13 protein-coding genes are annotated in these 13,193 nt (G+C 43.8%); 8 read left to right on the top strand and 5 right to left on the bottom strand.

Annotated features, from left to right (window positions below; translation table 11 throughout):
* Positions 1 to 52 precede the first annotated feature (52 nt).
* From MK405_RS06660 to sdaAB, 3 genes are read right to left on the bottom strand one after another with little or no spacing between them, the layout of a single operon-like run.
* Positions 53 to 682, bottom strand: coding sequence for an HAD-IA family hydrolase (locus MK405_RS06660; RefSeq protein WP_268704602.1), 630 nt, complete (start codon positions 680 to 682; stop codon positions 53 to 55).
* 21 nt (positions 683 to 703) lie between these two features.
* Positions 704 to 1,576 carry an L-serine ammonia-lyase, iron-sulfur-dependent, subunit alpha gene (gene sdaAA / locus MK405_RS06655; RefSeq protein ID WP_084867707.1) on the bottom strand — a complete coding sequence of 291 codons (873 nt, stop codon included), beginning with the start codon at positions 1,574 to 1,576 and terminating at the stop codon, positions 704 to 706.
* An 8-nt stretch (positions 1,577 to 1,584) separates the two neighbouring features.
* Complete coding sequence (gene sdaAB / locus MK405_RS06650) at positions 1,585 to 2,256, bottom strand: L-serine ammonia-lyase, iron-sulfur-dependent subunit beta (protein ID WP_033584754.1); 672 nt, start codon at positions 2,254 to 2,256, stop codon at positions 1,585 to 1,587.
* 241 nt (positions 2,257 to 2,497) lie between these two features.
* On the opposite strand from sdaAB, the gene apf reads away from it, so the two are divergent.
* The 8 genes from apf (at position 2,498) to mnmG (ending at position 11,046) form a co-directional block, all read left to right on the top strand.
* Entirely contained in the window at positions 2,498 to 3,109 is a 612-nt protein-coding gene (gene apf, locus MK405_RS06645; RefSeq protein ID WP_248025443.1) for an aggregation-promoting factor, read from the top strand.
* A 277-nt stretch (positions 3,110 to 3,386) separates the two neighbouring features.
* A complete protein-coding gene (locus tag MK405_RS06640; RefSeq protein ID WP_084872372.1) occupies positions 3,387 to 4,193 on the top strand; it encodes an ABC transporter substrate-binding protein in 807 nt (268 codons plus the stop codon).
* 15 nt (positions 4,194 to 4,208) lie between these two features.
* The gene (locus MK405_RS06635) at positions 4,209 to 5,405 is read left to right on the top strand and encodes an argininosuccinate synthase (protein ID WP_268704601.1); all 1,197 of its coding nucleotides are present in this window, start codon (positions 4,209 to 4,211) and stop codon (positions 5,403 to 5,405) included.
* Positions 5,406 to 5,432: 27 nt separating this feature from the next.
* Entirely contained in the window at positions 5,433 to 6,824 is a 1,392-nt protein-coding gene (argH, locus tag MK405_RS06630; protein WP_268704600.1) for an argininosuccinate lyase, read from the top strand.
* Positions 6,825 to 6,985: 161 nt separating this feature from the next.
* Entirely contained in the window at positions 6,986 to 8,107 is a 1,122-nt protein-coding gene (gene mnmA, locus MK405_RS06625; RefSeq protein WP_084877247.1) for a tRNA 2-thiouridine(34) synthase MnmA, read from the top strand.
* Between the two features lie 140 nt (positions 8,108 to 8,247).
* Positions 8,248 to 8,703 carry an NUDIX hydrolase gene (locus MK405_RS06620; protein WP_268704599.1) on the top strand — a complete coding sequence of 152 codons (456 nt, stop codon included), beginning with the start codon at positions 8,248 to 8,250 and terminating at the stop codon, positions 8,701 to 8,703.
* A gap of 11 nt (positions 8,704 to 8,714) precedes the next feature.
* The gene (locus MK405_RS06615; protein ID WP_268704598.1) at positions 8,715 to 9,143 is read left to right on the top strand and encodes an NUDIX hydrolase; all 429 of its coding nucleotides are present in this window, start codon (positions 8,715 to 8,717) and stop codon (positions 9,141 to 9,143) included.
* A complete protein-coding gene (gene mnmG, locus MK405_RS06610; protein WP_000221893.1) occupies positions 9,133 to 11,046 on the top strand; it encodes a tRNA uridine-5-carboxymethylaminomethyl(34) synthesis enzyme MnmG in 1,914 nt (637 codons plus the stop codon). The genes MK405_RS06615 and mnmG overlap by 11 nt, the downstream gene beginning before the upstream one ends.
* A gap of 36 nt (positions 11,047 to 11,082) precedes the next feature.
* On the opposite strand, the gene rnjA is transcribed toward mnmG, so the two are convergent.
* Together rnjA and MK405_RS06600 are read right to left on the bottom strand one after the other, a co-directional pair.
* Positions 11,083 to 12,765: a ribonuclease J1 gene (gene rnjA, locus MK405_RS06605; RefSeq protein ID WP_247946604.1), complete on the bottom strand. Its 1,683-nt coding sequence runs from the start codon at positions 12,763 to 12,765 to the stop codon at positions 11,083 to 11,085.
* A gap of 1 nt (position 12,766) precedes the next feature.
* A complete protein-coding gene (locus MK405_RS06600) occupies positions 12,767 to 13,000 on the bottom strand; it encodes a DNA-dependent RNA polymerase subunit epsilon (RefSeq protein ID WP_033584763.1) in 234 nt (77 codons plus the stop codon).
* Between the last annotated feature and the right edge of the window lie 193 nt (positions 13,001 to 13,193).

Raw genomic sequence — 13,193 nt, 5'->3', positions numbered from 1 at the left:
TTTGTACAGAACCTTGGCCTTTTTACTCTGTAATTTCAAATCGTTGTATTATTTATAGTTGCTTAATGATGTCGTCAATGGTATGGGCAATCCAGTCAGGTTGATAGCTGAGTAAATCAGCCTCTTCTCCAAATCCCCAAGTAACAGCAAACTTTTTAATGCTAGTTTCTTGGGCTCCAATCATATCAAACTTGGTATCTCCGATGATAAGGACTTGGTCTGCAGGAAGTTGATGCGTTTGCAAGGCGTAACGGATGACATCCGCCTTGTGTGGCGTTTCAGGACTAGAGCCGTAAATGCTATCAAAAAAATGATGGATTCCTAGATTTCTAGTCATATCATGAGCAGTAGGAGTATTCTTTGTTGTGGTAATATAGAGAGGGTAGTTTTGCGAAAGCTCTTGGAGCAATTCCGTTATTCGGGGGAAGAGCTGCGCTTCGTGGATTCCTTTTTTCTTGTAGTAAGAACGGTAGATCTGCACAGCTCCTGAGATTTGCTCCTTGGGAAGACATGTTGCAAAACTACTTTCAAGTGGTGGTCCCATAAAACCACGAATGGTTTTAGCATCAGGGCTTGGAACTCCTAGCTCTTTAAAGGTATGGGTAAAGGCATTGTGGATCCCGATAGAACTGTCAACCAGAGTTCCGTCTAAATCAAAAAAGATTGCTGAGATAGAGGGCATAGTTTCTCCTAATAGATGAGTTTATTCGCCGAAGATTTCTTTTTGTAGGCGACGACCAGTAGGTGTGGCAGCGAGTCCACCCTCAGCCGTTTCACGAAAGGCAGTTGGAAGACTCGATCCGACTTGGTACATGGCATCGATGACTTCGTCAACAGGGATCTTAGACTCGATACCTGCCAAGGCCATATCTGCCGCGATAAAGGCAAAGCTAGCTCCCATGGCATTTCGTTTGACACAAGGAACTTCAACCAGACCAGCGACAGGATCGCAGATGAGGCCCAGCATATTTTTAATGACAAAGGCGATGGCTTGGCTAGCCTGATAGGGGGTTCCACCTGCAGCCAAGGTCAAGGCTGCGGCACTCATGGCAGAGGCAGAGCCAACTTCGGCCTGACAGCCACCTTCAGCACCTGAGATAGAGGCATTGTTTGCGATGACTAGTCCAAAGGCACCCGCAGCAAAGAGGAAATCCAGCTGTTCTTCGTGACTAAGGCCTAGTTTTTGGATAGCAGCAGTGAGAACGGCTGGCAGACAGCCAGCACTTCCTGCGGTTGGAGTAGCACAGACCAAGCCCATCTTCGCATTGTGTTCATTGACCGCGATGGCATTACGGGCTGCTGATAGGATGGTAAAGTCAGACAAGGCCTTGCCACTTTTGAGATGGCGGTCTAGTTTGGCCGCATCTCCACCCGTTAGGCCGCTACGGGATTTGTTTTCACTGAGACCGAGCTCGACAGAGGCTTTCATGACTTCTAGATTGCGTTCCATGAGGAGGAGCACTTCTGCACGTTCTCGACCGGTTAATTGATATTCTGTCGCAATCATGAGTTCTGCGACATTTCCTTGGAAGTCTAGATCTGCCTGCTCGACCAATTCTTTGATAGAATAAAACATGTTTCCTCCTACTTAAAGAAATTGACATTGTGGAGATGAGGGATTTTTCGGATTTCTTCAATCGCCTCTTCGCAACTTCGACTATCGACTTCGATAATCATAATGGCTTTTTCTCCAGCTTTTTCTCTAGTCACATTCATCTGAGCGATGTTGATATCGAAACGAGAGAGGGCTTCAGTAACATGGGCAATCATACCTGGAACATCCTGATGCACGATGATAATGGTTGGTGTGTTCATGTTGAGAGAGACAGCAAAACCGTTAAGCTCCGTAACCTGGATATTTCCCCCACCAATGGAAATTCCTGTCACACTGATGGACTTGTGTTCATTCTTCACAGTAATTTTAGTGGTATTAGGATGAGGCGCGTTGCTGTCTTTCTGAATGGTCCAGACAATCTTGATACCGCGTTTATGGGCAATCTCAAGGCTATTTGGAATGTCGGGATTGTCCGTATCCATACCTAAAATACCAGCGACGAGAGCAAGGTCAGTTCCATGACCACGGTAGGTCTTGGCAAATGAATTAAATAATTGGAATTCGACTTCTGTTGGCGTATCGTCAAAGATGGAGGAGACGATTTTCCCAATACGAACAGCTCCAGCTGTGTGGCTACTTGATGGGCCAATCATGACTGGTCCGATAATATCAAAGACAGATTGAAAACGAAGTGATTGCATCTGTTTCCCCTTATAAAGATTCTTATAACTATTATATCAAAGAATGGACCTCTGCGCTTGTTTCCCTTATCAAAAGCTCAAAATGATTAAAGATGGTATAAAATAAGGTCTTTTGTGACAAAAACCTCCTTAAAACGGTAAATATAAAACATTTTTGTAATATTTCTACATATAACCGTTAAACAACGGTAACATTTAAAAGGTATCATAGATATATTCAATGGAAGGAGAATTTTTAGATATGTCATTAACAACTAAAAAAATCAAAACAACTATCGCAGGAGTAGCAACTTTACTTGCTTTCTTTGCCCCAGCTCTTGCATCTGCGCAAGAAACTGTAACTTATACTGTTAAATCAGGTGATACTCTTTCAGAAATCGCTGAGAAGTACAACACGACTGCTGAAAAATTAGCAGCAAAAAACAATATCAAAGATATTCACCTTATCTATGTTGACCAAGTTTTGGTTATCGAAGGAACAGCTTCTACTACAGCTCCAGCAGCAACAACGGAAGAAACAGCTCCAGTAGCTACAGAAACAGTTGAAGAAGCTCCAGCTGCAACTGCAACTACAACTTATGAAGCGCCAGCAGCAGAAAGCAACACTGCAGCAGCTTCTACTGTAAGTGGTTCTGAAGCAGAAGCCAAAGAATGGATCGCTCAAAAAGAATCAGGTGGTAGCTACACAGCTACAAACGGCCAATACATCGGACGTTACCAATTGACAGATTCATACTTGAACGGTGACTACTCAGCTGAAAACCAAGAACGTGTAGCAGATGCCTACGTTGCAGGACGTTATGGTTCATGGACAGCTGCCAAGAACTTCTGGCTTAACAACGGTTGGTATTAAGAATACAAGAGTCCTTTAGGGCTCTTTTTTGTTTCTCTATAACAAAAAGTGTAAGGATCTTCTCAGTAATGCTCTGTTTGTATAATTTCGGCTAAATTTTTCAAATTGTTTTAAAACTCAAATAGTATAAATAAGCTTATTATGTGTAAAAATATATCATATAATAAGCTTTTTCTTGATTAAAATGAAATAAAATACAGTTTTTTCTTGACAAACGAGGATGAGAAGAGTATTATTTATACAATAATAAAGTATAAAAATAAAAGGAGACTTTTCTATGAATAAAGTGAAGAAGGTGTTGATGACGATGTTTGGTTTGCTTATGTTTCCCTTATTATTTGCTTGTAGTAACACTCAATCCCAAGGTGTTGAAGCCATTAAGGCTAAAGGAAAATTGGTGGTGGCCCTAAATCCAGAGTTTGCTCCATTCGAATACCAGAAATTGGTCGATGGGAAAAATCAGATTGTAGGTTCAGATGTTGAGCTAGCCAAAGCCATCGCAAAGGAACTAGGTGTAGAAGTGGAGTTCTCTCCAATGAGTTTTGACAATGTACTGGCTAGTCTTGATTCAGGCAAGGCCGATCTTGCAATATCAGGTGTTTCTAAAACGGAGGAGAGAAGTCAAGTTTACGATTTTTCAATTCCCTACTACACTTCGAAAAATAAGGTTATCGTAAGAAAATCTGAATTAACGAATTACCAATCAGTGAAGGATTTGGCCCAGAAAAAGGTTGGAGCGCAGAAAGGTTCTATCCAGGAAACTCTGGCTAAAGAAACCTTGCAGGATTCTTCTCTCGTTTCACTTCCTAAAAATGGAAATTTGATAACAGATTTGAAATCAGGGCAACTAGATGCGGTTATCTTTGAGGAACCAGTGGCGAAAGGATTTGTAGAGAATAATCCAGACCTAGCCATCGCTGAGTTTGATGTTGACAATGATAAAGAAGATTCCTACGCTGTTGCGATGAAAAAAGACAGTAAAGAATTAAAAGAGGCGGTTGACAAAACCATCCAGAAGTTGAAGGATTCTGGGGAGTTGGACAAATTGATTGACGATGCTTTTAAAGCCTCTATCGAAAAATAGAAAGAAGGAAGAGAAATGAGTAAGGAAAAAGTCATTTTAGCCTATTCAGGTGGATTGGATACTTCAGTTGCTATTACATGGTTAAAAAAAGACTATGATGTGATCGCTGTTTGTATGGATGTGGGTGAGGGAAAAGATTTGGAGTTCATCCACGATAAAGCTCTCAAGGTTGGGGCTGTAGAGTCTTATGTCATTGATGTTAAGGAAGAATTCGCTAATGACTATGTTTTAGTGGCCCTTCAGGTTCATGCCTACTATGAACAAAAGTACCCCTTAGTATCTGCTCTGAGTCGCCCTCTTATTTCAAAAAAACTCGTTGAAATAGCTCATCAGACGGGGGCAACCACAATTGCCCATGGTTGTACAGGTAAGGGAAACGACCAAGTTCGGTTTGAAGTCTCTATTGCGGCTTTGGATCCCAATTTAAAAGTAGTTGCGCCTGTTCGTGAGTGGAAATGGTCTCGTGAAGAAGAAATCCAATATGCCAAAGAAAACGGTGTTCCAGTTCCTGCTGACCTTGACAATCCTTACTCTGTCGATCAAAATCTTTGGGGACGTGCAAATGAATGTGGTGTTTTGGAAAACCCTTGGAACCAAGCGCCAGAAGAAGCATTTGGAATCACATCTTCTCCAGAAGAGGCGCCGGACAGTCCAGAATTTATTGACATTGAGTTTAGCTGTGGGGTGCCCATCTCCCTCAATGGAGAAAAGATGAAAGTGGCTGCTTTGATTCAAAAACTAAATGAAATTGCGGGTAAACACGGTGTCGGTCGTATTGACCATGTGGAAAATCGCCTAGTCGGGATTAAGTCAAGAGAGATTTATGAGTGCCCAGGTGCTGTGACTTTATTGGCAGCTCACAAGGAGATTGAAGACTTGACTCTTGTGAGAGAAGTGGCTCATTTTAAACCCATTATCGAAAATGAGTTGTCCAATCTCATCTATAATGCCTTGTGGTTTAGCCCAGCAACTCAGGCTTTGATTGCCTATATCAAGGAGACACAGAAAGTTGTCAATGGAACTGCAAAAGTTAAACTTTACAAGGGGAACGCCCAGGTAGTGGCTCGGAAATCACCAAATTCTCTTTACGATGAAAATTTGGCGACTTATACTAGTGCGGATACTTTTGACCAAGATGCTGCTGTTGGATTTATCAAGCTTTGGGGTCTTCCGACTAAGGTTTATTCAGAAGTTCAGAAAAATGTTGAGTAGTGACGCGATAGAAAGGGACGACAGGATATGCCGAAAAATACAAAATTATGGGGTGGTCGATTTGAAGGCACTGTGGAAGAGTGGGTAGAGCAGTTCGGTGCGAGTATTTCCTTTGACCACCAGCTGGCAAAATTTGATTTGATGGGCTCCCTAGCTCATGTTCAAATGCTAGGACAGACTGGCATTTTGAGCTTGGAAGAGGCAGAGCAGATCCAAGATGGTCTGAAAGCTTTGTTGCGAGATTTAGAGGCAGGAGAACTTCATTTTGATATTGCAAATGAAGATATTCATATGAATATGGAAGTGTTGCTGACAGAGAAAATCGGCCCTCTGGCTGGGAAACTACATACGGCTCGTTCTCGGAATGACCAAGTCGCAACGGATATGCACTTATATCTAAAGGAGCAACTTGGCCATGTCTTGGATAAGTTGGCGAATCTGAACAGTGTTTTGCTGGATTTGGCTGAAAAACATGTGGAAACCATCATGCCAGGCTATACCCATTTACAGCACGCCCAACCGATTAGTTTTGCCCACCATATCATGGCTTATTACAATATGTTTCAAAGGGATAGCGAGCGATTCGCATTTAACTTGAAACATACGGACCTATCTCCACTGGGTGCAGCTGCCTTGGCGGGAACAACTTTTCCAATCGATCGTCAATTATCGAGTGATTTATTGGGCTTCCAACAACCCTATACCAATTCCTTGGATGCAGTGAGTGACCGTGATTTTATCTTGGAATTTCTGTCAAACGCCAGCATTTTGATGATGCATATGAGTCGTTTTTGCGAAGAAATCATTAATTGGTGTAGCTTTGAGTATCAGTACGTTAGCTTGTCCGATAGCTTTTCCACGGGCTCGTCTATCATGCCCCAGAAGAAAAATCCTGATATGGCCGAATTGATTCGAGGGAAGACAGGACGAGTTTACGGACACTTACTTGGGCTATTAACTGTCATGAAATCTTTGCCTCTGGCCTACAATAAGGATTTGCAAGAGGACAAGGAAGGCATGTTTGATACAGTAGAAACGATTTTAAATTCTCTGGATGTGCTGGCAGGTATGCTATCGAGCATGCAGGTTAATAAGGCCAAAATGCAGCAATCTACAGAGAATGATTTTTCGAATGCGACCGAACTGGCAGATTATTTGGCAGAAAAAGGCCTCCCCTTTAGAGAAGCGCATGAAATAGTAGGGAAATTGGTTCTAGATTCTATCAAGCATGGTAAAAACATCCAAGATTGGGATTTGGAGGAGTTGCAAGCCTACCATCCCTTGATTGAAGAGGATATTTATATCTACTTGCGCCCAGAAACTGCTGTTCAGAGACGGAATTCCTTAGGAGGGACCGGCTTTGAGCAAGTGAAATACCAGATAGAACAAGCGAAGAAAGAACTTAAAGGGAAAAATTGATTCGTTTGCAAAGTAAGAAAGAGAGGTTGAGATGATTTATCAGCCTCTTTCTTGTCTTCTCCAACCAAGCGTGTTATAATGAATACTGCTCAAGCGACCTTCAATCGTTGAAGCACACACGACCTTCAATCGTGAATAAACGAATAGATGGGAGACTTACCATGAGTGATAACTCTAAAACACGTGTTGTTGTGGGGATGAGTGGTGGTGTCGATTCGTCGGTGACGGCTCTCTTGCTCAAGGAGCAGGGCTACGATGTGATCGGTATCTTCATGAAGAACTGGGACGACACAGATGAAAACGGCGTCTGTACGGCGACCGAAGATTACAAGGATGTGGCTGCGGTGGCAGACCAGATCGGCATTCCTTACTACTCTGTCAATTTTGAAAAAGAGTACTGGGACCGCGTTTTTGAGTATTTCCTAGCGGAATACCGTGCAGGGCGCACGCCAAATCCAGATGTTATGTGCAATAAGGAGATCAAGTTCAAGGCCTTTTTGGACTATGCTATGACCTTGGGTGCAGACTATGTAGCGACTGGGCATTATGCTCGAGTGGCGCGTGATGAGGATGGCATCGTTCACATGCTTCGTGGCGTGGACAATGGGAAGGACCAGACCTATTTCCTCAGTCAACTTTCGCAAGAACAACTCCAAAAAACCATGTTCCCATTGGGACATTTGGAAAAGCCTGAAGTTCGCAGACTCGCAGAAGAAGCAGGACTTGCGACTGCTAAGAAGAAAGACTCGACAGGAATTTGCTTTATCGGAGAAAAGAACTTTAAAAACTTTCTCAGCAACTATCTGCCAGCTCAGTCTGGTCGCATGATGACTGTGGATGGACGCGATATGGGTGAGCATGCAGGTCTGATGTATTATACGATTGGTCAGCGTGGCGGACTCGGTATCGGTGGGCAACACGGAGGAGACAATGCGCCGTGGTTCGTTGTCGGAAAAGACCTAAGCAAGAATATCCTCTATGTCGGACAAGGTTTCTACCATGATTCGCTTATGTCAACCAGTCTAGAGGCCAGTCAAGTTCACTTTACTCGTGACATGCCAGAGGAATTTACGCTCGAATGTACAGCTAAATTCCGCTACCGTCAGCCTGACTCTAAGGTGACAGTACATGTTAAAGGAGATAAGGCAGAAGTTATCTTTGCGGAACCGCAACGCGCGATCACACCAGGACAGGCAGTTGTCTTTTACGATGGTGAAGAGTGTCTAGGTGGCGGTTTGATTGACAATGCCTACCGCGATGGACAAGTTTGTCAGTACATTTAGATTGACAAATTTTCTCAATTTGCTACAATAATAAAAGCAATAGAAATGATGGTCAAAGCTCATGGATGTTGCAGGCTTTTTTGTCCTGCACTTCTTTGGAGTTTTGACTGTTTTTGTGTCGTTTAAGGGAAAGGATAAAAATGACTCAACAAGACTTTCGGACAAAAGTGGGAAATACTGTTTTTGGTGTTCGGGCGACAGCCTTGATTCTCCAAAATGGCAAGCTCCTAGTTACCAAAGATAAGGGCAAGTATTACACTATCGGCGGTGCGATTCAAGTTAACGAAAAAACGGAAGACGCGGTAGTCCGTGAAGTGAAGGAAGAACTGGGTGTCAAAGCTCAAGCTGGACAGCTAGCTTTTGTGGTTGAAAATCGTTTTGAACAAGACGGTGTTTCCTATCACAACATCGAGTTTCATTACCTGGTGAATTTGCTTGAAGAAGCTCCATTGACCATGCAGGAAGACGAAAAAACGCAGCCTTGTGAGTGGATTGATTTGGATCAGCTCCAGAATATCCAGCTAGTTCCAGCCTTTTTGAAAACAGCTCTACCGGATTGGGACGGCCAACTAAGACACATTCATCTTGAAGAATAGGAGAGAAAAGGATGGTTAAGCTTATTGCCCATGTACTTGTTCATAGTGGTTGTGATTATTTGCTCATTCAGCGTTCGGAAATTAAAAGAGGAGAACCCAACGTTTATCCGACTTACTGGGATATTCCTGGTGGCGGGGTTGAAAAGGGTGAACTTCCGCGAGATGGAGCTCTTAGAGAATGCATTGAAGAAGCGGGAGTTAGACTAGATAGCAGTTCGCTCAAACTTCTTCACGAAGATAGTCAACTGGATACCTCTAAGGATACGGTCTTTACTCGCTTAGTTTATAAAGCAGAGTGGGTTGGGGAGAAGCCAATTATCAGATTAGATCCTGAAGAGCATACACACTTTAAATGGGTTACTATGGATCAAGCTCTAGAGGAGGAGAAGTTAGTTCCTTATTTGCGAGAAATTTTTGAAAGGTTAAGAAATGACTTATAATTTTACGGAAGAATACGATATTATTGTAATCGGTGCGGGACACGCTGGGGTTGAGGCTTCCTTGGCTGCCAGCCGTATGGGCTGTAAGGTCTTGCTTGCGACCATCAACATCGAAATGCTGGCTTTCATGCCTTGTAACCCTTCGATTGGTGGTTCTGCCAAGGGGATTGTCGTGCGTGAAGTCGATGCCCTTGGTGGTGAAATGGCCAAGAATATTGACAAGACTTACATACAGATGAAGATGCTCAACACAGGGAAGGGGCCTGCTGTCCGTGCCCTTCGTGCGCAAGCTGACAAGGAGCTTTACTCTAAGGAAATGCGCAAGACAGTTGAAAATCAAGAGAATCTGACCCTTCGTCAAACCATGATTGATGAGATTTTGGTGGAAGATGGCAAGGTTGTCGGTGTGCGTACAGCTACCCATCAAGAGTATGCTGCCAAGGCTGTTATCGTGACGACAGGGACTGCACTTCGTGGTGAAATCATCATCGGAGACCTCAAGTACTCATCAGGACCAAACCACAGCCTAGCTTCGATTAATCTAGCTGATAATCTCAAGGAACTGGGACTCGAAATTGGTCGTTTCAAGACAGGAACGCCTCCACGTGTTAAGGCTTCCTCTATCAATTATGACGTGACAGAGATTCAGCCAGGAGATGAGGCCCCTAATCACTTCTCATATACTTCACGTGATGAGGATTATGTCAAAGACCAAGTCCCATGTTGGTTGACCTACACCAATGGTACCAGTCATGAGATTATCCAAAATAATCTCCACCGTGCGCCTATGTTTACAGGTGTGGTTAAGGGAGTGGGACCTCGTTACTGTCCATCAATTGAGGACAAGATTGTGCGCTTTGCGGACAAGGAACGCCACCAACTCTTTCTAGAGCCAGAAGGGCGTAATACAGAGGAAGTCTATGTCCAAGGTCTTTCAACCAGTCTGCCTGAGGATGTACAGCGCGAGCTGGTTCATTCCATCAAAGGGTTGGAAAATGCTGAGATGATGCGAACTGGTTATGCCATTGAGTACGACATGGTCTTGCCTCACCAGTTGCGTGCGACTCTGGAAACCAAGAAAATTTCAGGCCTTTTCACAGCTGGTCAGACCAATGGTACTTCAGGTTACGAAGAAGCTGCTGGTCAAGGGATTATCGCGGGTATCAATGCGGCTCTGAAAATCCAAGGCAAGCCTGAATTGATTTTGAAGCGCAGTGACGGTTATATCGGGGTGATGATTGACGACTTGGTGACCAAGGGTACCATTGAACCTTACCGTCTCTTGACCAGTCGTGCTGAATACCGTCTCATCCTCCGTCATGACAATGCCGATATGCGTTTGACAGAGATGGGGCGCGAGATTGGCCTCGTTGATGATGAACGCTGGGCTCGCTTTGAAATCAAGAAAAATCAATTTGACAATGAGATGAAACGCCTAGACAGCATCAAACTCAAGCCAGTCAAGGAAACCAATGCCAAGGTTGAGGAGATGGGCTTCAAGCCATTGACAGATGCAGTGACAGCCAAGGAATTCCTTCGCCGTCCAGAAGTTTCTTACCAAGATGTGGTGGCCTTCATCGGGCCAGCTGCTGAGGATTTGGATGACAAGATTATCGAATTGATTGAAACAGAAATCAAGTACGAAGGCTATATTTCTAAAGCCATGGATCAGGTTGCTAAGATGAAACGCATGGAAGAAAAACGCATTCCAGCCAATATTGACTGGGATGATATTGATTCTATCGCAACAGAAGCCCGTCAGAAGTTCAAACTTATCAATCCAGAAACTATCGGCCAAGCTAGCCGTATTTCGGGAGTAAATCCAGCAGATATTTCAATTTTGATGGTGTATCTTGAAGGTAAAAATCGCAGTATTTCTAAAAATCAAGAAAAGAAAGCATAGAAAAAACAGCTCCGAAGACGGGGCTGTTTTGTTGATTTATTCTTCTTCATCTGGTGTGAGGATCATAGGGATGATGATCGGTTCACGTTCTGTATTTTCATAGAGGAAAGGACGAATGGCGTTGACAATGGCGCCATTGACAGATTGGACGCTGGCGTCCTTGTTTTTCAGTGCGATACGAATAGCATTGAAGAGGATACGCTGGCTTTGGCGAATCAAGTCACCAGATTCTCTCATGTAGACAAAGCCTCGGCTGAGGATATCTGGGCCAGAAAGAATCATCTGTGACTTGAAGTCAACAGTTGCGACTGCTAGAACGACACCGTCTTCAGATAGATCACGACGATCTTTGAGGACAGCCGCACCGATTTCACCGATACGATTTCCATCGACATAGATGTCTTGGGCGTTGAAATGACCTGCGATACGAGCTGAGTTAGCAGTAAGGGCAAGCACATCACCATTGCTCATGATAAAGATATTGTCCTTCTCGACACCCGTATCCACCGCTAGTCCAGCGTGGACTTTTTGCATGCGGTATTCACCATGGACAGGCATGAAGTATTTTGGCTTAATCAAGCGGAGCATGAGTTTTTGCTCTTGCTGACCACCGTGTCCAGATGTATGGATATTGTTCACTTTACCGTGGATAACTTCGACACCAGCTTCAGAAATAGTGTTAATCAATTTGTTGACGCTAGTGGTATTTCCAGGGATTGGGCTAGAAGAGAAGATAACAGTATCGCCGGGTTGGAGTTGCACCTGACGGTGGGTTCCGTTAGCGATACGAGAGAGGGCTGCCATCGGCTCGCCCTGACTACCTGTACAGAGGATTAGAATCTCGCCTGCAGGATAGTCTTTGATTTCATTTGGCTCGATAAAGGTTCCTTTAGGAGCTTTGATGTAGCCAAGCTCGATTCCGTTGACAATGGCCTTTTCCATAGAGCGACCAAAGACTGCAATCTTGCGTCCAGTCTTAACAGCGGCATCCGTTGCTTGCTGGAGACGGAAGATATTTGAGGCAAAGGACGCAAATATGATACGACCTTCGATGCCTTGGATAATCTTCATGATGGACTGACCAACGACTTTTTCAGAGTTGGTAAAGGTTGGCACTTCTGCATTTGTCGAGTCAGAGAGGAGGCAAAGAACACCCTCTTCACCAAGGGCAGCCATCCGGTGCAAGTCTGCAGGTTCTCCAACTGGAGTAAAGTCAAACTTAAAGTCACCCGTACAGACGATTTTTCCTTGAGGGGTATGAATGACAATCCCCAAAGGCTCTGGAATAGAGTGAGTTGTTCTAAAGAAAGTTGCCTTGAGATTTTTAAAGGTCAACTCAGTGTTGTGGTTGATTTCGTAAAGTTTGGCGTTGCGCAAGAGGCCGTGTTCTTCGAGTTTTCCACGGATCAAAGCTAAGGCAAGAGGTCCAGCGTAGATAGGGACATTTGCTTGCTTGAGCAGGAAGGGAATTCCACCAATGTGGTCCTCGTGCCCGTGTGTGATCAAAACAGCCTTGACACGGTCAATATTGTCTACGATGTAAGAGTAATCGGGGATAACATAGTCGATACCCAGCAAGTCATCTTCTGGGAATTTAATCCCAGCATCGACGATGATAATCTCGTCTTGGTATTCAATTCCGTACGTGTTTTTCCCGATTTCTCCTAGACCACCGATGGCAAAAACGCCGACTTCTTCAGGTTTAAGAGTATAGGCCATATTAGAACTCCGTGATTTCGAAGACGCCAGTTTCTTTTTCGTAATCTAGCAATTTGTCAGACAAGAGTTCGATATACTCGATGTTGTACTCTGGGCGGTTTTCTTCGACAAGTTGGCGAGCAGCGATACGGCCCTCAAGTTCTGAGCTGGCATCGATGTCTAGGTAAAGTGCGCGTGTTGTTTCACGACGTGGGCTACGTTCTTTTGTTTCTTGATAAAAAACTTTGTAAATCATATAGTTCCTTTCTATTTATAGGTCAACTTATTCCAAACTTTTAGCAGAGATTTGCTTGATTTCATTCCATTTTGTGTCTAGATTGACCTTGATTCGTTACAATTATTTCAATTATACCACAAAATGAAAGATTAGTAAAAGACGGAAACGAGAAAGTCGGGAGGGAAGGAGGGAGCAAAAAGACAGGTAGGAT

Source organism: Streptococcus oralis (genome assembly GCF_026782345.1).
GTDB classification, from domain to species: domain Bacteria; phylum Bacillota; class Bacilli; order Lactobacillales; family Streptococcaceae; genus Streptococcus; species Streptococcus oralis_CK.
Note: the sequence above shows the minus strand (reverse complement) of the source record. Positions and strands in the feature narration are given on the sequence as shown.

Coding starts and splice junctions, on each gene's coding strand:
- mnmG (WP_000221893.1), top strand. CDS start 9,133: ATGACTTATAATTTTACGGAAGAATACGATATTATTGTAATCGGTGCG.
- MK405_RS06640 (WP_084872372.1), top strand. CDS start 3,387: ATGAATAAAGTGAAGAAGGTGTTGATGACGATGTTTGGTTTGCTTATG.
- sdaAB (WP_033584754.1), bottom strand. CDS start 2,256: ATGCAATCACTTCGTTTTCAATCTGTCTTTGATATTATCGGACCAGTC.
- apf (WP_248025443.1), top strand. CDS start 2,498: ATGTCATTAACAACTAAAAAAATCAAAACAACTATCGCAGGAGTAGCA.
- MK405_RS06635 (WP_268704601.1), top strand. CDS start 4,209: ATGAGTAAGGAAAAAGTCATTTTAGCCTATTCAGGTGGATTGGATACT.
- sdaAA (WP_084867707.1), bottom strand. CDS start 1,576: ATGTTTTATTCTATCAAAGAATTGGTCGAGCAGGCAGATCTAGACTTC.
- MK405_RS06620 (WP_268704599.1), top strand. CDS start 8,248: ATGACTCAACAAGACTTTCGGACAAAAGTGGGAAATACTGTTTTTGGT.
- mnmA (WP_084877247.1), top strand. CDS start 6,986: ATGAGTGATAACTCTAAAACACGTGTTGTTGTGGGGATGAGTGGTGGT.
- rnjA (WP_247946604.1), bottom strand. CDS start 12,765: ATGGCCTATACTCTTAAACCTGAAGAAGTCGGCGTTTTTGCCATCGGT.
- MK405_RS06615 (WP_268704598.1), top strand. CDS start 8,715: ATGGTTAAGCTTATTGCCCATGTACTTGTTCATAGTGGTTGTGATTAT.
- MK405_RS06660 (WP_268704602.1), bottom strand. CDS start 682: ATGCCCTCTATCTCAGCAATCTTTTTTGATTTAGACGGAACTCTGGTT.
- MK405_RS06600 (WP_033584763.1), bottom strand. CDS start 13,000: ATGATTTACAAAGTTTTTTATCAAGAAACAAAAGAACGTAGCCCACGT.
- argH (WP_268704600.1), top strand. CDS start 5,433: ATGCCGAAAAATACAAAATTATGGGGTGGTCGATTTGAAGGCACTGTG.